Origin of the sequence: Pseudomonas sp. B19(2017) (assembly GCF_002113165.1) — a bacterium.
Lineage (GTDB): Bacteria > Pseudomonadota > Gammaproteobacteria > Pseudomonadales > Pseudomonadaceae > Aquipseudomonas.
In genome coordinates, this window is the sequence record NZ_NEJR01000001.1 from 616,430 (window position 1) to 638,833 (window position 22,404).

Below are 22,404 nucleotides of genomic sequence, written 5' to 3' on the forward strand. Positions count from 1 at the left end.
CATGAGATAAAAACAAACGCCAGGGCACACATATGGGCAACCCACTAACGATCACGTTCGTGATCTACATCGCGGCAATGGTGCTGATCGGCTTCGCGGCCTATCGCTCCACCAAGAACCTTTCTGACTACATCCTCGGCGGTCGCAGCCTGGGTAGCGTGGTTACCGCGCTCTCCGCCGGTGCTTCCGACATGAGCGGTTGGCTGCTGATGGGCCTGCCGGGCGCCATCTACTTCGCCGGTTTGTCCGAAGCCTGGATTGCCATCGGCCTGACCGTCGGCGCTTACCTGAACTGGCTGTTCGTCGCTGGCCGCCTGCGCGTGCAGACCGAGCACAACGGCGATGCACTGACCCTGCCGGACTACTTCTCCAGCCGTTTCGAAGACCACAGCGGCCTGCTGCGGATCATTTCGGCCATCGTGATTCTGGTGTTCTTCACCATCTATTGCGCTTCCGGCATCGTCGCCGGTGCCCGTCTGTTCGAAAGCACCTTTGGCATGTCCTACGAAACCGCCCTGTGGGCCGGCGCGGCGGCGACCATTGCCTACACCTTCATTGGTGGCTTCCTGGCGGTGAGCTGGACCGATACCGTGCAGGCATCGCTGATGATCTTCGCGCTGATCCTCACCCCGGTGATCGTGCTGATCTCCACCGGCGGCTTCGATCAGACCTTCGCCGCTATCGAGGTGGTGAATCCGGCTCACTTCGACATGTTCAAGGGCGCGACCTTCATCGGCATCATTTCGCTGATGGGTTGGGGTCTGGGCTACTTCGGTCAGCCGCACATCCTGGCGCGGTTCATGGCCGCCGACTCGGTGAAGTCGATCGCCAAAGCTCGTCGCATCTCCATGACCTGGATGATCCTGTGCCTGGTCGGCACCTGCGCCGTGGGCTTCTTCGGCATCGCCTACTTCTCGGCGCACCCTGAGCTGGCGGGGCCGGTCACCGAGAACCACGAGCGTGTGTTCATCGAGCTGGCCAAGATCCTGTTCAACCCGTGGGTCGCTGGTGTGCTGCTGTCGGCCATCCTGGCGGCGGTGATGAGCACCCTGAGCTGCCAGCTGCTGGTGTGCTCCAGCGCCCTGACCGAGGACTTCTACAAGGCCTTCCTGCGCAAGAACGCTTCGCAGGTCGAGCTGGTGTGGGTCGGTCGCCTGATGGTGCTGGCCGTGGCCCTGATCGCCATCGCCATGGCCGCCAACCCGGAAAACCGCGTACTGGGCCTGGTGGCCTACGCCTGGGCTGGTTTCGGTGCCGCATTTGGCCCGGTGGTGCTGATTTCGGTGCTGTGGAAGGGCATGACCCGTAACGGCGCGCTGGCCGGTATCGTGGTCGGTGCGCTGACCGTGATCCTGTGGAAGAACTTCGATACCCTCGGGTTGTACGAAATCATCCCGGGCTTCCTGTTCGCCAGCATCGCCATCCTCGTGGTGAGCAAGCTGGGCAGCCCTTCGAAGGCGATGGTGCAGCGCTTCGAGACTGCTGATGCGGCGTATCACGCTGACAAGTAACACCGGCTGATTTGGTGTTGCCTTCTTCGCGGGCTTGCCCGCTCCCACAGGTGCTCCACAGGGTCTGAGATCTGTGCGGGCCCTGTGGGAGCGGGCGAGCCCGCGAAGAAGCCGCCGCCGATCAGCAGCCAGGCCTGACTCCGCCTGCAAGGCAAGGTAAACTTGCCGCCTTCGCAGGAGTTGCCATGAACTATCGTCACGCCTTCCACGCCGGCAACCACGCCGACGTCCTCAAACACATCGTGCTGACCCGCCTCATCGCCCTGATGTCGCGCAAGGAACAGCCGTTCGCCTACATCGATACCCACGCAGGACTTGGCCTGTACGACCTGCAAGGTGACCAGGCAACCCGCACCGGCGAGTACCTGGAAGGTGTCGCCCGGCTGTGGAATCGCGATGACCTGCCGGCTATGGCCGACGACTATCTGCGTATCATCAAGCGTCTGAACGCCGACGGCGAGCTGCGCTACTACCCCGGTTCGCCCGAGTTGGCCCGCCGCCTGATGCGCCAGCAGGACCGCGCCCTGCTCAACGAAAAGCACCCCGAAGACGGGCCGCTGCTCAAAGAGAACATGAAAAAAGACCCGCGCGTGACTGTGCACCTGGGTGAAGGCTGGCATGTGCCGCGGGCCTTGCTGCCGGTGCAGGAAAAACGCGCGATCATGCTGATCGACCCGCCGTTCGAGCAGGCTGACGAACTCAAGCGCTGCACCACCGCCATGAAAGAGGCAATCGGTCGTATGCGCCAGACTGTCGCGGCCATCTGGTATCCGATCAAGGACCAGCGTTCGCTGACCCGCTTCTACCAGGACCTGACCAGCACCGGCGCGCCAAAACTGCTGCGGGTCGAGCTGTATGTGCACCACCAGGACAGCCCCCAAGGGCTCAACGGTTCAGGCCTGGCCATCGCCAACCCGCCGTGGGGGCTGGAAGAAGAGCTCAAGGCGCTGCTGCCATGGCTGGCCAAGGAGCTGGCGCAGACCGCCGGCAGCTACCGCATGGACTGGCTGATCGCTGAATAATATAGGTTGTCTGTACCGGCCTCATCGCCGGCAAGCCAGCTCCCACAGGTACACCATCGCCCTTGAGGCCTGCGCCGTACCTGTGGGAGCTGGCTTGCCGGCGATGAGGCCGGTACAGGTTGCCGCGTTGCGCACATGTTTGCGTTATAATCCCGCCCTTTAGTCGCCACCCGCCCAAGAGGCCGCTGGCGCATTTCTACCGAATGAAGAGGCTAATCCCTTGGCATTGACGATTCTTGGCCTGTCCGGCGCCCTTAGCCATGACCCTTCCGCGGCCTTGTACATTGACGGCAAGCTGATTGCCGCCGCCGAAGAAGAGCGCTTCGTGCGTGACAAGCATGCGAAGAACCGCATGCCCTACGAGTCGGCGAAGTTCTGCCTGGAACAGGCAGGCATCAAGCCATCCGACGTCGACGTGGTAGCCATCCCGTTCGCCCCGATCAGCCTGTTCGGCAAGGCGCGCTGGCACTATGCCAAGCGCTACTGGTACGCCCCGGACCGCGCCCTTGATGCCATCCTGATGGGCAACCGTCGCTACAAGCGCTATCGCAAGAAGATCGTCTGGTGCCTGGAGCAGCTGGGCTTCGACCCGAAAAAGGTCAAGATCGAGCCGGTCGAGCACCACCTGGCTCACGCCTCCAGTGCCTACCACTGCTCGGGCTTCAAGGAAAAAACCGCAATCCTCGGCATCGATGGTAAAGGCGAATACGCCACCACCTTCTTTGGCTACGGCGAAAACGGCAAGATCCACAAGATCAAGGAATTCTTCGACCCGGACTCGCTGGGCGGCCTGTATGGCGCAATCACTGAGTTCCTCGGCTTCGAGATGCTCGATGGCGAGTTCAAGGTCATGGGCATGGCGCCATATGGCGACGCCAGCAAGTACGACTTCTCGCGCCTGGCCAGCTTCGAAAACGGCGAACTGGTGATCAACACCGAATACGCCAACGTCATCGGCCTGCGCCGCTATAAAGAGAAGGGCAAGGGCTTCTACTTCTCGCCGAAGCTGATCGAATGGCTGGGCCCCAAGCGCGAAGGCGACATCGCCGACGAGCCGTACATCCATTACGCGGCCAGCATGCAGGCGCTGTTCGAAAAAATCGCCCTGCAGATGATCGACCACTATCTGGGCGACACCCTGCGTGAGACCGGCAAACTGGCCTTTGCCGGCGGTTGCGCGCTGAACGTCAAGCTCAACCAGAAGATCATCGCCCGCCCAGACCTGAAAGAACTGTTCGTCCAGCCGGCTTCCGGTGACGCCGGTACCGCCGTTGGGGCTGCCGCCTACGTTTCCCACGCCCGTGGCGTGCCGGTCGAGAAGATGGAACACGTCTACCTCGGCCCGTCGTACTCCAACGAGGACGTGATCGCCGCCTGCGCCCGTCACCCGAACGCGCCGAAGTGGCGCAAGCTCGACGACATGCCGCAACGCATCGCCAGGATCATGGTCGACGGCAACCCGGTGGCCTGGTTCCAGGGCCGCATGGAGTTCGGCCCGCGCGCCTTGGGTGGCCGTTCGATCATCGGTTGCCCGAGCGTGCCGGGCGTAGCCGACCGCATCAACGAACAAATCAAGTTCCGCGAGCGCTGGAGACCCTTCTGCCCGTCGATGCTCGACACCGTTGCCCCGCAAATGATCAAGGTCGACCACCCGGCGCCGTTCATGACCTTCACCTTCGAAGTGGCTGAAGAGTGGAAGACCCGCGTGCCGGAAGTGGTTCACGAGGACGGCACTTCGCGTGCCCAGGTGCTCAAGCGCGAGTACAACCCGCGCTATTACGACATGATGAAGGCGCTGGAAGACCTGACCGGCAACGGCGTGTCGCTGAACACCTCGCTGAACCGCCGTGGTGAACCGATGATCTGCTCGCCGACCGACGCCCTGAACATGTTCTTCGGCTCGGACCTGCAGTACCTGATCATGGAAGACATCCTGGTTGTGAAGGACGGCGCGGCCCCGTATGACCAGCCGCTCTGAACCGCGCATCCTGCAGTTCTGCCATGGCTATGACGGGCCGTTCCTGGACTGTGCCCGTCAGTACGCCAGCCTGTTCCAGGGGCGTGGCTACCAGGTCACCACGGTGTTTCTCACCGGCGCCGCCGACCCGCAGGTAGCGGCAGGCTGCGCGTCGGACGAGGTGCTGTTCCTGGAGTTCAGCTCCAAGGCCGTGCGCGGCCTGAAGCTCGGCGCCATCCGTGCATTGCGGCGGATCGCGGCCGAGCGCGATTTCGCTTTCTGTATTGCCCACCGCTTCAAGCCGATCTACGTGGCGCTGCTGGGTACCGGCTTGCCGGTGATCGGTGTGCACCATGCTTTCGGTGACTACCAGCGCAAGGGGCGGCGCCTTTTCGCCAACCTGTTCAGCAAACGCCTGAGCTTGCTGGGCGTGTCGGACGCAGTACGCGACGACATGCGCCGCTGTCTGCCACAGTGGCCGGCAGAGCGTATCCAGACCCTGTACAACCGCATCGACATCGAAGCCCTGCAAGCGGCCCTGGTGCCTCGCGCCGAGGCCCGTAAGGCCTTGGGCCTGGATGCGCAGGCATGGATTGTCGGTAACGTCGGGCGCCTGCATCCGGACAAGGACCAGGCCACCCTGCTGCGGGGCTTTGCCGAAGCGTTACCGGGGCTGCCGGCCGGCGCCCGCCTGGCGATCCTCGGCAAGGGCCGCCTGGAAGCCAGGCTCAAGGCCCAGGCCGCCGAGCTGGGCATTGCCGGGCAAGTGGACTTCCTTGGCCAGGTGCCGGATGCGCGCCGTTACTTCCAGGCGTTTGATGTGTTCGCCCTGAGCTCCGACCATGAGCCGTTCGGCATGGTCCTGCTCGAGGCCATGGTCGCTGGTGTGCCGGTACTGGCCACGGCCTGTGGCGGTGCTCGCGAAGTGGTCGAGGGTGTTGGCGTTCTGTTCCCGCTGGGTGATGCCGGGCAGCTGGCCCAGGGCCTGAAGCACATGGCGGTACTCGATGGGCAGCAGCGCCAGGCCTGTGCCGAGCATATGCTGCAGCGCCTGCGTGAACGCTTCTCCGACCAGGCGGTGCGCGAAGCCTTCTGGCAGCTGCCGCAGGTCCGTGCGCTGGTGGGGCAGGCCTGATGCTCAACCGTATCCAGGCCTTCCGCGAGCGCGGTTGGCAAGTCATCGACGCCAAGGCCTACGCCGAGGCATGGGCCCGCTTTGGCGGTAGTGTCGCCACCCATCCGCTGGTAGTCGAGCAGTTGGCGGACCTGGCGCAGATCCCGGTGCGTTACCTGGGCTGGCACCAGGCCGGCGAGCTGAAGGCTGCCATCCCTGCCTGGGGGCGCCACCTGGCGCTGTCCAAGGACGTGCTCAAGCGTGCCGGCAAAAAGGCCCTGTTCGACTTGGGCAATGCCGAAATCATCCTGCCGGCGGCGGCCGGTACCGCCGCGCCGTTGCGCCACAGCGCACGCTATCTGTCCGAGCTGAACCAAGGCCGCTTCAGTGGCCTCAAGGCGCAGAAGGAACAGCTGGCCATGGCTCGGGCACATGAGGACCTGTCGAAGAAGTTCCGCTACAACCAGCGCCGTGAGTTGCGCCTGCTGGAAGAGGCGGGCGGCGTAGTACGGCCGATCAGCGACTTCAGCGCGCAGGAAATTGCCAGCATGTACTGTGACCTGTTCCAGCGCCGCTGGGGCTTCCCGGCCACCGGTGCCGAACGCATGGCCGAGGTGCTGGAGCGCCTGCGCGAGCTGCTGATCGGCTCGGTGCTGCTGCTGGACGACAAGCCGATTGCCATCCAGCTGGTGTACCGCGTCGAAGCGCCGGAATGGATCAGCGTCGAGTACATCAATGGGGGGGTCGACCCTGAAACCAAGGCCTTCAGCCCCGGCAGCGTGCTGAGCTTCCTCAATACCCAGGCCGCCTGGGAAGATGCCCGTGCGCGCAACAAGCCGTTGCGGTTCTCCTTCGGTCGTGCCGACCGCGAGTACAAGGATCGCTGGTGCAACCCCGTACCGGTGTATCAGGCGTGAGCCGCAAGCAGCAGTTGCTCAAGCGCCACCGGCGTAACAAGCGCCTGGGCCTGCTGGCGGGCCTGGTCGCGCTGCTGGCCGTCGGTGTGTTCAGCTGGTGGTGGTTGCCACTGCTGCTGTTGCCGCTGCTGTGGGCGGCCCACGAAGCCTGGTTTGCCGACCACCTGTTCTACGCGCCAGGCGAGGACTACGCCTACGACTTCGGTGAGCAGACGCAGGAGGCCCTTGCCAGCCTGAACGGCGACCTGCTCAAGACTGACTGCGCATTGCAGGGCAACGAAACCCTGATCCTCGAGCTGCGGGTAAAAAGCCGCTGGCTGGGGCGCTTCCTTGACCCGCAGGTCGAGCTGGTGGCGGGTGAACAGACCGACCGGCAAACCTTCGAGCGCGGCGTCGATGGCGTGCGCTTCCTCAACTTGACCGGCCTCGCCGCACCGCTGCAGGCTGGCACGCTGCGCCTGCGTGGCCGGCATTGTCGGCTGGCGGGCCAGCCGCGCCTGTGGATAACCCCTGGGGTTGAGCTGCAACGGCGCCGAGTGATGGTGATCGCGCCGCATGCCGATGACGCCGAGCTGGCCGCCTATGGCCTCTATAGCCGAGCCGACGAAACCTGGGTGGTGACCCTGACCGCCGGTGAAATCGAGGCCGAACACTATCAGCAGATGGGTTTGGCAAGGGCCGAAGCCGCGCGTCTGAAGGGCCGCCTGCGGGCCTGGGACAGTATTGCCGTGCCACGCTGGGCCGGTGTCGCCGAATCGCGTTGCGTGCAGCTGGGCTACTTCTGCCTGCAATTGCCTGCCATGCAGGCTGCGCCAGGCCAGCCGGCCGCCTCCCGCGAGGCCGATCTCGCCGACATCCGTGTGTTCCGCCAGTACAACCCGTTCCCGCTGCCGGCCGACGGCGATGGCGCGCCGACCTGGCACAACCTGCTGGCCGACCTGCGGGCATTGCTGGAAATGGCCAGGCCAGAAGTGCTGGTGATGCCGCACCCGCAGCTCGACCCACACCCCGATCACATCTGTGCCCAGGCCGCGGTACTGGAAGCCCTGCAAGGCCTGGCCTGGCAGCCACAAACCCTGCTGTGCTACGCCAACCACCTGCATGACAACGACCGCTGGCCGATGGGCGACAGTGGAGATGGCGTGGCCTTGCCGCCGCAACTGAGCGCTGCCCAGGCCTGGGCACCCTGCAGCCTTGTACTGGACCTGGCGACCCAGCGCGACAAGGCCATGGCCCTGGGCATGATGCACGACCTGCAACCGCCGGCGCCGTTCAAGCGCCGCCTGCGCCGCCTGTTGCAACGCTGGCTGGCCGGGCGGCGGCCGTCGCCTTACGGCGAGAACGAATTCTTCCGCAAGGCCGTGCGCCGACATGAACTGTTCTGGCGGCGTGAGCTGTAGCCGCGCCGCCATGGTTGACCGCGATGGCGCTGAGCGCCCAAGGAACCCAATGAAAGTCCTATTTCTGGTGCAGAAGGAACAGCGGGCGATTCTCGACCGCCTGTACGATGGCGTCGCGGCCAATTGCGAGTGCGACCTGCGCTGGCTGACCAGCGAAGACCAGCGCAATCTGCGCCGCTATTTCAAGCGTGAGGTGCAGGTCGAGCGTTACGACCGCATCGTGTTCTTCCTGCGTTTCAAGCAGGAAATCCGTCAGGCGGCGTTCATCCGCACCGTGCCGAACCTGGTCATCCTGGAGCACGATGCCTATCAGAACTACATCCCGTGCAAATACACCGGCAAGTTCAGCGCCCATTACCGCAAGCTGCCCTGGGCGCGGGTGATCAGCTCCGGCTACATGGTCAGCGAGCGCCTGCGTCAGGAAGGTTTCGACGCCGTATTCGTGCCCAAGGGCTACGACGAGCAGTTGCTGGCCGACCAAGGCCGTGAGCGCGACATCGAACTGGCCTTCGTCGGCAGCACCAACAGCGTGGCCTACAGCGGCCGCAAGGCGTTGCTGGACGAGCTGGGCCGGGTCGAGAACCTGGTGGTGACCCGTACCAAATCGGGTGAAGACTACTGCAACACGCTCAACCGGATCCGCTTCTTCGTCAGTGCCGACGTCGGCATGGGCGAATACATGATCAAGAACTTCGAAGCCATGGCCTGCGGCTGTGTGTTGCTGGCGTATGACCAGGGCGAGCAGGAAAACCGCGCACTGGGCCTGCAGGACATGCACAACGTGGTGTTCTATGACAGCATCCCCACCCTTCAGGAAAAACTCCGCCGCTTGCGTTCGGATCCTGAACTGGCACGGCGGATTGCAGAAAATGGTCGCCATCTGGCGGTTTCCCGTTTCAGTTTCGCGGCAGTTGGACGTAGCATCGTCGACCACATGCGCCCGGCACTCAGGCCCCACCCACCGTTGTCTGCATGGCAGCGGCTGCGCCTGAAGCTGGGCATCTAACATAAGAACTTTCGCGCCTACGGAACAGGTGCCGAAAGTCGATAGTCGCAAGGCGGAGGGAGTCCGGTGCGCTTTTCAGGTGAGAGTGACATCACGCTTGTCGTGACCAGTTGTGGGCGGTTCGATCTGCTCAGAGATACCCTTGAGAGTTTCGATCGCTACAATACCGCGCCCATTCGCGAAGTGTTCATCACCGAAGATTCCGGTGACGATGCCGTGCATGCCGCTGTGCCTGAGCATTGGAAACCGCACTGCAAGGTGTTCGTCAACCGGCCCAAGCTGGGCCAGTTGCCGTCTATCGACCTGGCCTACAGCCACGTCAAGACACCCTACATCTTCCACTGCGAGGACGACTGGCACTTCTATCGCCAGGGCTTCGTCGAGGACTCCCGGGCCATCCTGGAGGTCAGCCCCGACCTGTTGCAGGTCTGGCTGCGCAGCCATGCCCATGACCTGGCCATCCACAGCCCGTACATTCACCTGGGCGATCGCCAGGTGATCGCCGGGGTGCCTTGCTACCCGCTGCTGTCCGACAAGGCCGAGTGGCAGGCGTTTTCGCTCAACCCCGGGCTGCGTCGTTTGAGCGATTACCAGCGTTGCGCGCCATTTGCCGCCTATGCTGGAGAGAAGGCACTTTCCCGACGCTACGCTGAGTTGAACCTGACAGCGGTCACCCTGGAGGGTGATGCAGTCTTGCATACAGGATTTGGTAATCACGTGACCTTGCCCATCGAAGTGGAGCGCAAGGCCAAACGTCGTAAGCGTGATCGGATGAAGTTGGCATTGACGCTGGTGGCGGGTGCCGTGATTGGCATGGGAATCACCCTTTTTGTTCAATGAAGTCGCTGCCCCACCTGGCATGAGCGGGAGAGGGCCCATGAACATCGTCAATATGATGTGGGCGGGTGGAACGCCGTACATGTCCATCCACAAGGTGCATCGGCAGGTGCTGTCGCACGCGGGGGCCGATGCCCGGATCAGCAACTGGCTGCTGCTGGGTAGCGGGCTCTGCTGTGGGCTTGGTTCGACCCGCGAGTGGCACATGCCGTCACGGGCGCTGAAAGGGCGGCACTTCTGGCGGCTGTTGCGCCCATGGTTGCGCATGCGCTTGCGCAAGGCACTTTACGAGGCCCAGGCTGAAGTCGTGCTGCTCGACGGCGTCGGTGTGGCGCGGCTGGTGTTGCCGCTGTTGGAGCGGGTTCCGCAGGTGCGTGCCAAGGTGCTGTTCCACGGCAAGACGCGTCTGAGCGCCAGTGATGTTCGCCTGCTGCGCATGTTCCCGGCCGAGCGGCTGAGCATTGCCGCCGTTTCGCAGACACTGGCCGCGTCCATCGAACACGAACTGGGCAGGCCGGTGCAGACTCTGCGCATGGCCCTTGACCCGCTGGCGTTCGCCGAGCCGTTGTTGAGCCGTGAGGCGGCCAGGCAGGCCCTGCAGTTGCCCCAGGTAAATGGGCTGATGCTGGGCGCGGTCGGGCGGCTGGTGGAGAGCAAGGGCTTCGAGATGCTGATCGAGGCGTTCGCCAAAGCCAGTGCGCGGCAGCCGGGTTTGCAATTGGCAATCATCGGCGAAGGCCCCCTGCGTGCGGTATTGCAGGCCCGTATCGACGCGCTGGGCCTGGCCGGGCGTGTTCACCTGAGCGGTCATCGCGACGACCTGCAGCAGTTGTACCGGGCATTCGACTGGCTATTGGTGCCTTCGCGCTCCGAAGGCCTGGGGTTGGTGGTGCAGGAAGCGGTCATGGCCGACGTGCCTGTGGTGTGCAGCGACCTGCAGGTGTTCCGCGAGCAGTTGCAGGACACCGGTGGCTACCTGCCCGTTGCCAATGAAAATGCCTGGGCCGAGGCGATGGTGCGTTGCGCAGCGCTGAGTGGCCCGGCGGTAGCCGCCCGGCAGCGCCAGGCGCTGGCCCCGGAGCAGGCCTGGCAGGCGTTCTGCAGCGGCTCGCAGAGCCTGCTGCGCAACTGACCTCAGCGTGCCAGCAGGGCGGCCTCGAAGGCGGCCAGGGGGAATCGGTCGCCCAGGTTCTCCCGTTCGATATAACGCACCATGTGCTGCACATTGCGCCGAATCATGCGCGCCGACAGCGGCGGGCGCAGGAAGCGCATGTCGGCCACGTCAATCAGTCCCAGCTGCTGGTCGGGGGTGACCACCACATTGCCCAGGTGCAGCGAGCGGAAGTACACGCCACTGCGGTGCAGCTGGCGGATCAGCTCGATGAGGCGCGGCAGGTAGGTGTCCCAGCTGAAACCTTCTTCGCGCGACATCTGCAGCAAGGTGCGCCCCGGCAGCGGGCGGTACAGTACGGCGGTGCGGCCTGGCACATCGAGCTTGTGCTGGCTGATCACGTTCAGGGTGGGGATGCCCAGTTGCGCAAGGCGCGCGGCATTGTCGACGAAGCGCTGCGAGTACGGACGCAGCAGTGCAGATGAAATCAGTCTTTTCCTACGGAAAACCTTAAGGAAATTACCATCCGCGAGCAGGTAGACTTTGGCACCATGGCTATCTGCCTCAAGCACCTGTGCACCTTGTGTCAGCTGATCGAAGTCGACCTGGGGTAGCCGGGAGCATTGCATGAATAAAGCCTTGTCGTCGGGCGAACAGAATGACCGGCAATAATGCCGAAAATTATGCTGTAGCACCATTGGATGGTGTGTTTGATTCATCGGGGGAAAAATGTTGTATGAAAAAAACTGGGCGCGAGCCTGGTTGGGGTTTGGTCTGGTCTGGTTCCTGGCAGCGATTGCCCTGGCACCGAGCAACAAGGTCTATCAACAGGGCCTTGTGCTGTTCCTGTGGCTGCCTACGCTGGTAATGGCGTGGTCCGCGAGGCACGTCATCATGCAAGCCTGGCGGCGTCAGCCGGCCTTGTGGGTGAGTGTACTGCTGCTGTTGGCATGGAGCGGGCTCAGCCTGTTCTGGTCGGCCGCGCAAGAGCCGGGGCGCGAGGCCAAGCGCCTGCTCTACATCCTGGTGTTCCTGCTGGCGTTCCCGCTGCTGGCCCAGCTTGGCCTGGCCCGCATTCGTCAACTGCTGCTGGCCGGTAGCGTCTTGCTGGCCGTTGCCGCGCTGGTCTCGGTCATCCATTTCTACGGCGTGCTGGGCATGCCGTTGGTCGCCCGCCTGCAGGGCATCGGCGAGATATCTCACCCGATCCTGGGCGCCTACGTCATCGGTGCAGCCGTGCTCTTCCTGCTTTACGAGCCGCCTCGGCAACGTGGCCTGCAGTTGTTGTGGCTGGCAGCGCTGGCGTGCCTGGGGGTGTTTGCCATGCTCAGCCAGAGCCGTGGCGCGGTCCTGGCCCTGGTGCTCACGGTGATCATGGCGCCGCTGTGGTTCCGCGACCGCCACAGCCGGGTGTTCGCCATGCTGGCGGCGATTGCCACCGGCCTGGCCTTCTATCTCGTGTACGACCTGATCGCCCAGCGCGGTTCGTCCTACCGGCCGGAAATCTTCCATGCCGTGGTCGACATGATCGCCGCGCGTCCCTGGACCGGGCTTGGCCTGGGGACTGCATACGACGTGAGTGCAGTGGGCAAGCACTTCGACCATACCCACAACATGTTCACCCACATAGCAGTGGAGATGGGCCTCCCGGGCATGCTGCTGTGGGTCATGGTGTGGCTGTACACCCTGGGCGAAATCATCCGCGCACGCGGCACGCTGTTCGGCAAGATCCTGCTCGGCTTCTGGGTGTACTCGACCCTGGCCATGCAGTTCGATGCCGCCAGCCTCACCGGTACGCCACGTGCCGAATGGTTCATCAGCTGGCTGCCGGTCGGCCTGGCCATGTTGCTGCCATGGGGACGTGCCGAAGATGGCGCCTGTGGTAAAATTTCCGGTTCAACCTGAACAGCGAGCTCGATAATGGCCGAAACACCGCGACCGGCGGAACACACCTCCAGCCTGAAGATCTACTTCCGGCTGCTGAGCTATGTGAAACCCTATGTCGGCATTTTCCTGCTGAGCATCATCGGTTTCGTGATCTTTGCCTCGACCCAGCCGATGCTGGCCGGGATCCTGAAGTATTTCGTCGATGGCCTGAGCAACCCCGAAGCGGTGTTGTTCCCCAACGTCCCCTACCTGCGCGACCTGCAACTGCTGCAGGCGGTGCCGCTGCTGATCATCCTGATCGCCGCGTGGCAGGGCCTGGGCTCGTTCCTCGGCAACTACTTCCTGGCCAAGGTTTCCCTGTGCCTGGTGCACGACCTGCGTGTGGAACTGTTCAACAAGCTGCTGGTGCTGCCTAACCGCTACTTCGACAACCACAACTCCGGGCACCTGATTTCGCGTATCACTTTCAACGTGACCATGGTCACCGGTGCCGCCACCGATGCGATCAAGGTGGTGATCCGCGAAGGCCTGACCGTGGTGTTCCTGTTCGCCTACCTGCTGTGGATGAACTGGCACCTGACCCTGGTGATGGTCGCCATCCTGCCGGTGATCGCGGTAATGGTCAGCGTCGCCAGCAAGAAATTCCGCAAGCAGAGCAAGAAGATCCAGGTGGCCATGGGTGACGTCACCCACGTGGCCTCGGAAACCATCCAGGGCTACCGCGTGGTGCGCAGTTTCGGTGGCGAAGCCTACGAGAAGCAGCGTTTCGGCAAGGCCAGCCAGAGCAATACCGACAAGCAGCTGCACATGACCAAGACCGGCTCGCTGTACACGCCGATGCTGCAGTTGGTGATCTATTCCGCCATGGCCGCGCTGATGTTCCTGGTGCTGTTCCTGCGTGGCGAGTCCACTGCCGGTGACCTGGTGGCCTATATCACCGCCGCTGGCCTGTTGCCCAAGCCGATTCGCCAGCTTTCGGAAGTCAGCTCGACCATCCAGAAGGGCCTGGCCGGTGCCGAGAGCATCTTCGAGCAACTGGACGAAGCGCCTGAAGTGGACAGTGGCACCGTCGAGAAGGAGCGGGTGGAAGGGCGCCTGGAAGTGCGCAACCTGAGCTTCACCTACCCGGGTACCGAGCGGGAGGTGCTGAGCGACATCAGCTTCGTCGCCGAGCCGGGGCAAATGATCGCGCTGGTCGGTCGCTCCGGCAGCGGCAAGTCGACCCTGGCGGCGCTGATCCCGCGCTTCTATCACCATGATCAAGGACAGATCCTGCTCGATGGCGTGGAGATCGAGAACTATCGCCTGCGTAACCTGCGTCGCCATGTTTCGCAGGTGACCCAGCATGTCACCCTGTTCAATGACACTGTGGCCAACAACATCGCCTATGGTGACCTGGCCGGCGCTCCGCGCGCCGACATCGAAGCCGCTGCGGCCGATGCCTACGCCAAGGAGTTCGTTGACCGGCTGCCGAAAGGCTTCGATACCGAAGTGGGCGAAAACGGCGTGCTGCTCTCCGGCGGCCAGCGCCAGCGTCTGGCCATCGCCCGGGCACTGCTGAAGAACGCACCGCTGCTGATCCTCGACGAAGCCACTTCGGCGCTGGATACCGAGTCCGAGCGGCATATCCAGGCGGCCCTGGACCATGTGATGCAGGGTCGTACCACGCTGGTGATCGCTCACCGCCTGTCGACCATCGAGAAAGCTGACCAGATCCTGGTCATGGACCAAGGGCGCCTGGTCGAGCGCGGCACCCATGCCGAGCTGCTCGCGGCCAATGGCCATTATGCCCGCCTGCATGCCATGGGCCTGGATGAGCCGGCCAAGGCCGATATCACCTGAACCCTCGTTGATCGGGGCCGTCGTGGCCCCGATTGTCACGGGAATTTTCCTGGGGTGATCTGGCCATAAAGCCGTCGTCTACCCTGTGCTAATATCCTGCCCCTGTTCATTATTTCCATATGGGTTGCCCATGAAGTTGTCCATGCCGCGTTTCGATCAAGCCCCGGTACTGGTGGTCGGCGATGTCATGCTCGACCGCTACTGGCATGGCGGTACTTCGCGTATTTCGCCTGAAGCGCCAGTCCCGGTGGTCAAGGTCGATCAGATCGAGGATCGCCCCGGCGGCGCGGCCAACGTTGCCTTGAACATCGCCGCCCTGGGCGCACCGGCTTCGCTGATCGGTGTCACCGGCCAGGACGAGGCCGCTGACAGCCTGGCCAACAGCCTGCAGGCTGCAGGCGTGCGCTCGGTGTTCCAGCGCATCGCGCACCAGCCGACCATCGTCAAGCTGCGGGTCATGAGCCGTCACCAGCAGTTGCTGCGCATCGATTTCGAAGAACCGTTCGCCACCGACCCGCTGTCGCTGGGGGCCGAGGTCGACAGCCTGCTCGAGGGCGTCAAGGTGCTGGTCCTGTCGGACTACGGCAAGGGCGCACTGAAAAACCACCAGAGCCTGATCCAGGCGGCGCGGGCCAAGGGCATTCCGGTGCTGGCCGACCCCAAGGGCAAGGACTTTTCCATCTACCGTGGCGCCAGCCTCATCACCCCCAACCTCAGCGAGTTCGAAACCATCGTCGGCCGTTGCGCCGATGAAGCCGAGCTGGTCGCCAAGGGCCTGCAGTTGCTGCAGGACCTGGACCTGGGCGCCTTGCTGGTAACACGTGGCGAGCACGGCATGACCCTGCTGCGCAGCGGCCAGCCGGCGCTGCACCTGCCGGCGCGGGCGCGTGAAGTGTTCGACGTGACCGGTGCTGGTGATACTGTCATTTCCACCCTCGCTGCGGCCATTGCTGCCGGCGAGGACCTGCCCCACGCGGTGGCCCTGGCCAATCTGGCGGCGGGTATCGTGGTCGGCAAGCTGGGTACGGCTGCGATCAGTGCCCCCGAGCTGCGCCGGGCGATCCAGCGCGAGGAAGGCTCCGAGCGCGGTGTGCTGGGCCTGGAGCAGCTGCTGCTGGCCATTGATGACGCGCGGGCGCACAAAGAAAAGATCGTCTTCACCAACGGCTGCTTCGACATCCTGCATGCCGGGCATGTCACCTACCTGGAACAGGCGCGGGCCCAGGGCGATCGCCTGATCGTCGCGGTCAACGATGATGCCTCGGTCAGCCGCCTGAAAGGGCCGGGCCGGCCGATCAACAGCGTCGACCGGCGCATGGCCGTACTGGCCGGGCTGGGTGCGGTGGACTGGGTGATCAGCTTCCCCGAGGGCACGCCGGAGAACCTGCTGAGCCAGGTCAAGCCGGATGTGCTGGTCAAGGGCGGCGACTATGGCATCGACCAGGTGGTAGGTGCCGATATCGTCAAGGCCTATGGCGGTACCGTGAAGGTGCTGGGGCTGGTCGAGAACAGCTCGACCACGGCGATCGTCGAGAAGATTCGCAAGAACTGATAATCGGGGCTGCTGTGCAGCCCTTCGCGGGCATGCCCGCTCCCACAGGTACGGCGCAGGTTTGAGGTTTACACCATTCCTGTGGGAGCGGGCATGCCCGCGAAGGGCCGCATAGCGGCCCCAATCATTTGTTCAGGGAGGTACGCGCCCGCTCCAGCAGCGCTCGCGCCTTGTCGCCAAACCGCTGCAGGTGCGATGCCCGCACCGGCTTGCTCTCCACCAACCCCTGCTGTTTCACCCAATCCTTCCAGCGCACCCGCTCGTCCGTGACCACCCAACCCTCCTGCCGTGCAAAACTCTCGGCCAGGTACAGCCCGCGCGTGCTCGCCGGCACCAATTCATCCTTCCTCACGGTATACAGTTCAGCCAGTGGCTGGCCGTCCTTCAATGGCATCAGGTACAGGTCTGGCCGCTTGCGGTTGAGCCGCGCCACCAGTTGGTCGCCCTCCAGCCGCTCATCAACGTGGAACAGGCTGAGCTTCTTGGCGTCCCGGGGTACCTGCAGGCGCATGTCATAGATCAGTTGCAGCGAGGCGGTGGGCAAGTGCACATACGCCCGTGGCCGTTCCAGCAGCATCAGCTTGCCGCAGTGCACCGGGCGTGCGGCACCGGACTCCGGGGCCAGCACGAAGTGCGGTGTTTCGCGGTAGTGCAGGGCGGCGGCGTAGGGTACCGGTAGCCAGGTGTCGTTGAAGCGCCCGCCCAGCCAGCCTTCCGGAGTTTCCAGCAGGCATTCCTCTGCCACTTCCTGCACGGCTGTGTGCAACGGCAGGTTCAGCTCCTGCGCCGGCACATAGCCCGAAATCAGTTTCAGCACCACATCGCCACGGTCTTGCCGGCGCTGACGCACCAGCACCCAGTAATCGCGGTTCTGCCAATGCAGGGTCAGCCGTACCGACACGCCCAGGTTGGCCAGTTCGACCACGAAACGTTGCACATCGGCCAACTGGATGGCCTTGCGCCGCTGTTGGGTCTGGGCAAAGTTCAGCGGCATGCCGATGCTCTGGTAGGTCAGCCCTTCGGGCGTGGCCTCGACATGCAGCGGCAGTGTCTTGAAGTTGCTCGGGTTCTTGCGGATCAGCGTTCGCGCCACGAGGCTCCTCCTTGCGTCGGGTCAGTCCAGGCTGGGCCTGGGGCAACTCAATGCTGGCCCAGGATACGGGCGACGGTGGCCACGTTGTGGGCCAGGTGCAACGGATTGATGGTGCCGACGATAGCACTGCTGACGCCCGGGTGGGCGAACAGCAGCTCGAAGCTGGCTTGCACCGGGTCGACACCCGGAGCCAGGCAGATATGCCCGCTGGCCAGGGCCTTCTTCACCAGGATGGCCTTGCCGTGTTCGGCAGCGTAGTCCAGCACCGGGCGTTCTGCCTGTTCGTTGAGGTTGTAGGTGACCATGGCGCAGTCGCCTTGCTCCAGTGCCTTCAGGCCGCCGGCGACGGTTTTGCCGGACAGGCCGAAGCCGAGGATCTTGCCCTCCTGCTTGAGCTCGGCCAGGGTCTGGTAGACCTCCTGCTGTTCGAGGATTGCCAGGTCGTTGCCGTCGGAATGCACCAGCACCAGCTCGATGCGGTCGGTTTCCAGGCGCCGCAGGCTGCGCTCTACCGAGCGGCGGGTGTGAACGGCGCTGAAATCGAAGTGTGATTGGCCGTTGTCGAATTCTTCGCCAACCTTGCTGACGATCACCCATTCATCGCGCTGGCCGCGCAATAGCGGGCCCAGGCGCTCTTCGCTGCGGCCGTAGGCCGGGGCGGTGTCGATCAGGTTGATGCCCAGCTCGCGTGCCTGGGCCAGCAACTGGCGGGCTTCGTCATCGCCGGGGATGGTGAAGCCGGTGGGGTATTTCACGCCCTGGTCGCGGCCCAGCTTGACTGTGCCCAGGCCTAGCGGCGAAACCTTGAAGCCGGTGCTGCCCAAGGGGCGATGGTAGTTGTGCAGGGTGGGCAGGCTCATGACAGCAGTTGCTCCCAGGCCGGCACACCCAGCGGCGGGCGTGGCAGGTCGACCAGGTCGGCCTGCGCCTGCGGGCGGATGCTGTCACGCTCCAAGTGGCTGATGACCCGGTCACTGAAGTCCGGTGCCAGGGCCAGCTTGGTTGGCCAGCCCACCAGCAGGCGTTGCTGGTCGGCGAGGAAGGCGTTGTCCGGGCGTACCAGGCCCGATTGCGCCGGTTCCGCCCGGTCGACCCGCAGGGTCGCCCAGCGCACCTGGCTCTGGTCCACCCATGGCAGCAGGCTGGCGATTTCTTTCTGTGCCGCAGCGATTTGCGCAGCCGGCTCGCGGGCAACGCCATCGGCTTCGGCCAGGTCACCGCCCAGGTACCAGACCCACTGGCCGTCGGCGGCCGGGTGGGTGGTCACCGTCACCCGTGGCTTCGGCCCGCCGCCCAGGCAATGGGCGTACAGCGGTTTCAGGTTGGCACCTTTGGCCATGACCATGTGCAGTGGGCGTGTCTGCATGGCCGGCTGGTTCAGGCCCAGGGCATGCAGCAGCTCTTCGGTACCGGCGCCGGCACTGAGCACGATGCGCTGGGCGCGGATGTCGCGCTCGTCCACGCGCAGACCGACCAGCTCGTCGCCCATGCGCAGTGGCGCGATGCGCTCGCCGGCGAGCAGGCTGTCACCCGCCAGCTGGGCCAGGTTGGCCAGCAGGCTGGGCACGTCCACGACCAGTTCGGCCAGGCGATAGACCTTGCCCTTGAAGGCGCGGTCCTGGAGCGCAGGTGGCAGTTGCTCGCCCTTTACCTGGTCGACCCGGCCGCGCACGGCCTTGCTGGCGAAGAAACTGGTGAGGTTGCCGGCCAGGGTGCCTGGCGACCACAGGTAGTGGGCGTCGGACAGCAGGCGGGTGCTGGTCAGGTCCAGCTCGCCGCTGCCACTTAGCGCTTCGCGCCAGCGACGCGGCATGTCGGCGATGGCTTCCGAAGCGCCGGTGAGGGCGCCGTGCAGGGCGTACTTGGTGCCGCCATGGATAATGCCCTGGGACTTGATGGTCTGCTCGCCGCCAAGGCTGGCGCGTTCCACCAGTACCGTCGAATAGCCCAAGCGGCGCAGCCGGGCATTGAGCCAGAGGCCTGCGACCCCGGCGCCGACGATCAGCACGTCAGTGGAAATGGCAGATGGCATGGCGGTACCTCGAAGACTGGGACAGCTGGCAAGTATACAGGGTCGGGCCCGAGAGGGATTGCGTGCGGGCTGACATGTGGCCGCCTTGAGGTTTATGGCGTCTTTGAGATCGAGCACCGCCCGCGCGGCGCTCGATCTACGCGACACCAGGAATCAAGACAAGCACCTGGCAGCCCCGACCCAACCCTCCGCCAGACCCAAGGCAACCATCAATGCCCAGCCGTCTTCGAAAACAGCTGAATCACCACCACCCCACCCACAATCATCGCCATGCCCAGCATCGCCGGCACATCCAGTTTCTGCCCATAGATCACCAGCGCCGCGACACTGATCAGCACAATCCCCAACCCCGACCAGATGGCATAGGCGATCCCCACCGGAATGCTGCGCACCACCAGGGTCAGCATCCAGAACGCGATGCCATAGCCCACCACCATCAGCAGCAGCGGCAGTGGCGTGCTCAGGCCTTTCACCGCTTTCATGGATGCGGTGGCAATGACTTCGGCGCAGATGGCAATGGCGAGGTAGGTGTAGGCATTCATGGTGGATCCTCCGGTAACTGGGGGGCATTCTAGGCGTTACCTGGATGGGGTAAAGTCATTACCTATCACTATGGGAGATAGGTTGATGGCCGAGCAGTGGAACCTTGAACAGCTACGTACCTTCCTGCGCGTTGCAGAACTGCGCTCGTTCTCTGCCGTGGCCCGTGAGCAGCGCAAGGCCCAGTCGGCGATCAGCAGCGCGATCGCCCTGCTCGAAACCGACCTCGGTGTCACCTTGTTCGAGCGCAGCAGTGGCCGGCAACCCAAGCTGACCGAAAACGGCAGCGCCCTGCTGGAAGATGCCCGCGAACTGTTGCGCCAGTGCGAACGCCTGGATGGCCGTGCATTGGCGCTGATGCGCGGGCAGGAGGCCTTGCTGCGAGTCGCCCAGGACGAAGCCATGCCCTATCAGCCGGTCATCGACAGCCTCGACGAACTGGCCAGCCGCTACCCGTTCCTGGAGGTGCAACTGGCCAGCGGCGCCCAGGGCGATGTGGCGCGCAAGCTGGTGGAGCGGCGCGCCGATCTTGGCCTGTTCTTCCACCACGAAAGCATCCCGGCATCGCTGGAGCGGCGCGCCCTGGGCAGCGTGGAAATGGTCACGGTGTGCGCGGTTGGCCACCCGCTCGCGGGCGAAGGCCGGGTCACCCGCCAGCAACTGGCGCGCCATCGACAACTTCTGATTACCCCGCAGCAAAGCGGCTATCCCGGCGGCGAGGCGATCAGCCCGCAGGTGTGGCGCGCCGACAGCTTCTACGCCATGGCAGAACTGCTGATGCGCGGCCTGGGCTGGGCCTGGCTGCCGCGGCACGTGGTGCAATACCCGACTTACCAGGCGCACATGGTCGAACTGGACAGCGAGTGGCGGCCACCGGCCTTGGTGGTGGAACTGGCCTGGCGCCGCGACGAGCCACTGGGGCCGGCTGCGCAGTGGCTGGCCGAGCGCTTTGCGGTGCACCTGCGCGCGATCGGGTAAACTCCGCGGCCATGAACAGAACTCTCTATACCTTGCTGTTTCACCTGGGCCTGCCGCTGGTTGCGCTGCGCCTGTACCTGCGCGCGCGCAAGGCGCCGGCCTATGGCCATCGCATCGGCGAGCGCTTTGCCTTCAAGCTGCCGGCCATGCGCCAAGGCGGCATCTGGGTACACGCGGTGTCGGTGGGCGAGAGCATTGCAGCGGCACCGATGGTGCGTGCCTTGCTCAAGGCCTACCCGGAGTTGCCGATTACGCTTACCTGCATGACTCCGACCGGGTCCGAGCGTATTCGCGCCATGTTCGCCGACGAACCACGTGTGCAGCATTGCTATTTGCCCTACGACCTGCCGTGGGCGGCGGGGCGTTTTCTTGATCATGTGCAGCCGAAGCTGGGCATCATCATGGAAACCGAACTGTGGCCCAACCACATTCACCAGTGTGCGAAACGCGGCATTCCGGTAGCGCTGGCCAATGCCCGCTTGTCCGAGCGCTCGGCCCGTGGCTATGGGCGCTTTGCCAGGTTGACCCGGCCGATGCTGGCCGAGATGAGCCTGATTGCCGTGCAGACCGAAACCGAGGCCCGACGCTTCCGTGACCTGGGCGCTCGCCCTGAGTGCGTACGGGTCACCGGTTCGATCAAGTTCGACCTGAAGATCGACCAGCAACTGCTGCCGCGTGCCAGAGCACTGCGTGCGCAGTGGGGGGCTGAGCAGCGCCCGGTGTGGATTGCGGCCAGTACCCATGAAGGCGAGGATGCGCTGATCCTGCAGGCGCACCGGCAGTTGCTGCAGGTGCATGGTGATGCCTTGCTGATCCTGGTGCCGCGCCACCCCGAGCGGTTTGCCGCGGTGCATGCGCTGTGCAGCGAACAATTCGTCAGCGTGCGCCGCTCGGCCGGTACCCCGGTCGATGCGCAGACTCAGGTATTGGTCGGCGACACCATGGGTGAGTTGCTGTTCCTTTACGCGCTGGCTGATATTGCCTTCGTTGGTGGCAGCCTGGTGGCAACCGGTGGGCACAATCCGCTGGAGCCGGCAGCGTTGGCATTGCCTGTGCTGATGGGGCCGCATGTGTTCAACTTCCTCGAAATCAGCGCGATGCTGCGCGAGGCGGGGGCCTTGCAGCAGGTGGAGGATGTCGACGGGCTGGCGGAGGCAGTGCGGCGGCTGGTCGAACTGCCGCAGGATGCGCAGCGCATGGGCGAGGCGGGCAGGGCGGTGATGCGGGCCAATCAAGGGGCCTTGCAACGGTTGCTCGATGGGCTGGGTGCGTTTATCCGCTGATTTTTGCATTGGCTTCTTCGCGGGCTCGCCCGCTCCCACAGGATTGATGCATGCTTCGAGGGCTGCGCAATCCCTGTGGGAGCGGGCGAGCCCGCGAAAAAGCCAACACCTATCTCAAGGGCGGCGCTCGAAGTTCTTCGCTGCCGCTGCTGCCAGGTCCGGCGGCAGGAAGTCCTTGTCCGGGTTGTAGTCCGGTTTCAGGTACCGCTTGAGGTCCTGCAGGTCCTGCGGGCTCAAGGTGCCGGCCGCCTGCTTCAGGCTCAGGTTGTCGAGGATGTAGTCATAGCGGCTGTTGTTGTAGTCGCGCACCGAGGTGTACAGC

General features: G+C 64.2%; 19 protein-coding genes and 1 pseudogene. 14 read left to right on the top strand and 6 right to left on the bottom strand.

Annotated features, from left to right (window positions below; all coding sequences use genetic code 11):
• Window positions 1-32: 32 nt before the first annotated feature.
• From putP to CAF70_RS02895, 9 genes are all read left to right on the top strand, one after another.
• Window positions 33-1,511 (top strand): sodium/proline symporter PutP, encoded by a 1,479-nt coding sequence (putP, locus tag CAF70_RS02855; RefSeq protein ID WP_085621792.1) that lies wholly within the window; start codon window positions 33-35, stop codon window positions 1,509-1,511.
• Window positions 1,512-1,696: 185 nt separating this feature from the next.
• The gene (locus CAF70_RS02860) at window positions 1,697-2,533 is read left to right on the top strand and encodes a 23S rRNA (adenine(2030)-N(6))-methyltransferase RlmJ (protein ID WP_085621793.1); all 837 of its coding nucleotides are present in this window, start codon (window positions 1,697-1,699) and stop codon (window positions 2,531-2,533) included.
• A 220-nt stretch (window positions 2,534-2,753) separates the two neighbouring features.
• Window positions 2,754-4,511: a carbamoyltransferase gene (locus tag CAF70_RS02865; protein WP_085621794.1), complete on the top strand. Its 1,758-nt coding sequence runs from the start codon at window positions 2,754-2,756 to the stop codon at window positions 4,509-4,511.
• The gene (locus CAF70_RS02870; protein WP_085621795.1) at window positions 4,495-5,625 is read left to right on the top strand and encodes a glycosyltransferase; all 1,131 of its coding nucleotides are present in this window, start codon (window positions 4,495-4,497) and stop codon (window positions 5,623-5,625) included. Before CAF70_RS02865 ends, CAF70_RS02870 begins: the two co-directional genes overlap by 17 nt.
• On the top strand, window positions 5,625-6,521 hold the full coding sequence (locus tag CAF70_RS02875) for an antimicrobial resistance protein Mig-14 (protein WP_085621796.1): 897 nt from the start codon (window positions 5,625-5,627) through the stop codon (window positions 6,519-6,521). Before CAF70_RS02870 ends, CAF70_RS02875 begins: the two co-directional genes overlap by 1 nt.
• A complete protein-coding gene (locus tag CAF70_RS02880; RefSeq protein WP_085621797.1) occupies window positions 6,518-7,921 on the top strand; it encodes a PIG-L deacetylase family protein in 1,404 nt (467 codons plus the stop codon). The genes CAF70_RS02875 and CAF70_RS02880 overlap by 4 nt, the downstream gene beginning before the upstream one ends.
• A gap of 49 nt (window positions 7,922-7,970) precedes the next feature.
• A complete protein-coding gene (locus CAF70_RS02885; RefSeq protein ID WP_085621798.1) occupies window positions 7,971-8,927 on the top strand; it encodes a glycosyltransferase in 957 nt (318 codons plus the stop codon).
• A 66-nt stretch (window positions 8,928-8,993) separates the two neighbouring features.
• A complete protein-coding gene (locus tag CAF70_RS02890) occupies window positions 8,994-9,767 on the top strand; it encodes a glycosyltransferase family 2 protein (protein WP_085621799.1) in 774 nt (257 codons plus the stop codon).
• Between the two features lie 37 nt (window positions 9,768-9,804).
• Window positions 9,805-10,896: a glycosyltransferase gene (locus CAF70_RS02895; RefSeq protein WP_085621800.1), complete on the top strand. Its 1,092-nt coding sequence runs from the start codon at window positions 9,805-9,807 to the stop codon at window positions 10,894-10,896.
• 2 nt (window positions 10,897-10,898) lie between these two features.
• Here CAF70_RS02895 and CAF70_RS02900 read toward each other — a convergent pair whose 3' ends face one another.
• Window positions 10,899-11,504 carry a toluene tolerance protein gene (locus tag CAF70_RS02900; protein ID WP_085621801.1) on the bottom strand — a complete coding sequence of 202 codons (606 nt, stop codon included), beginning with the start codon at window positions 11,502-11,504 and terminating at the stop codon, window positions 10,899-10,901.
• A gap of 100 nt (window positions 11,505-11,604) precedes the next feature.
• On the opposite strand from CAF70_RS02900, the gene CAF70_RS02905 reads away from it, so the two are divergent.
• The 3 genes from CAF70_RS02905 (at window position 11,605) to hldE (ending at window position 16,156) form a co-directional block, all read left to right on the top strand.
• Entirely contained in the window at window positions 11,605-12,780 is a 1,176-nt protein-coding gene (locus tag CAF70_RS02905; protein WP_085621802.1) for an O-antigen ligase, read from the top strand.
• 15 nt (window positions 12,781-12,795) lie between these two features.
• Window positions 12,796-14,604: a lipid A export permease/ATP-binding protein MsbA gene (msbA, locus tag CAF70_RS02910; RefSeq protein WP_085621803.1), complete on the top strand. Its 1,809-nt coding sequence runs from the start codon at window positions 12,796-12,798 to the stop codon at window positions 14,602-14,604.
• A gap of 130 nt (window positions 14,605-14,734) precedes the next feature.
• A complete protein-coding gene (gene hldE / locus CAF70_RS02915) occupies window positions 14,735-16,156 on the top strand; it encodes a bifunctional D-glycero-beta-D-manno-heptose-7-phosphate kinase/D-glycero-beta-D-manno-heptose 1-phosphate adenylyltransferase HldE (RefSeq protein WP_013974472.1) in 1,422 nt (473 codons plus the stop codon).
• A gap of 124 nt (window positions 16,157-16,280) precedes the next feature.
• Here the strand turns inward: hldE and CAF70_RS02920 are convergent, their stop codons facing one another.
• The 4 genes from CAF70_RS02920 to CAF70_RS02935 form a co-directional block, all read right to left on the bottom strand.
• Window positions 16,281-17,249, bottom strand: a complete 969-nt coding sequence (locus CAF70_RS02920; RefSeq protein ID WP_085621804.1) for a metal ABC transporter ATPase — start codon at window positions 17,247-17,249, stop codon at window positions 16,281-16,283.
• 47 nt (window positions 17,250-17,296) lie between these two features.
• Window positions 17,297-18,109 carry an aldo/keto reductase gene (locus CAF70_RS02925; RefSeq protein WP_085621805.1) on the bottom strand — a complete coding sequence of 271 codons (813 nt, stop codon included), beginning with the start codon at window positions 18,107-18,109 and terminating at the stop codon, window positions 17,297-17,299.
• Window positions 18,106-19,281 (bottom strand): FAD-binding oxidoreductase, encoded by a 1,176-nt coding sequence (locus CAF70_RS02930; protein WP_085621806.1) that lies wholly within the window; start codon window positions 19,279-19,281, stop codon window positions 18,106-18,108. Before CAF70_RS02930 ends, CAF70_RS02925 begins: the two co-directional genes overlap by 4 nt.
• Before the next feature lie 209 nt (window positions 19,282-19,490).
• A complete protein-coding gene (locus CAF70_RS02935; protein WP_008095055.1) occupies window positions 19,491-19,823 on the bottom strand; it encodes a multidrug efflux SMR transporter in 333 nt (110 codons plus the stop codon).
• An 85-nt stretch (window positions 19,824-19,908) separates the two neighbouring features.
• Here CAF70_RS02935 and CAF70_RS02940 point away from each other — a divergent pair, with 85 nt between their 5' ends.
• Window positions 19,909-20,799, top strand: a complete 891-nt coding sequence (locus CAF70_RS02940) for a LysR family transcriptional regulator (protein WP_085621807.1) — start codon at window positions 19,909-19,911, stop codon at window positions 20,797-20,799.
• Window positions 20,800-20,810: 11 nt separating this feature from the next.
• A complete protein-coding gene (gene waaA, locus CAF70_RS02945; RefSeq protein WP_085621808.1) occupies window positions 20,811-22,082 on the top strand; it encodes a lipid IV(A) 3-deoxy-D-manno-octulosonic acid transferase in 1,272 nt (423 codons plus the stop codon).
• A gap of 114 nt (window positions 22,083-22,196) precedes the next feature.
• On the opposite strand, the pseudogene CAF70_RS02950 reads toward waaA, so the two are convergent.
• Window positions 22,197-22,404: pseudogene (locus CAF70_RS02950) on the bottom strand (channel protein TolC); the annotation flags it as partial.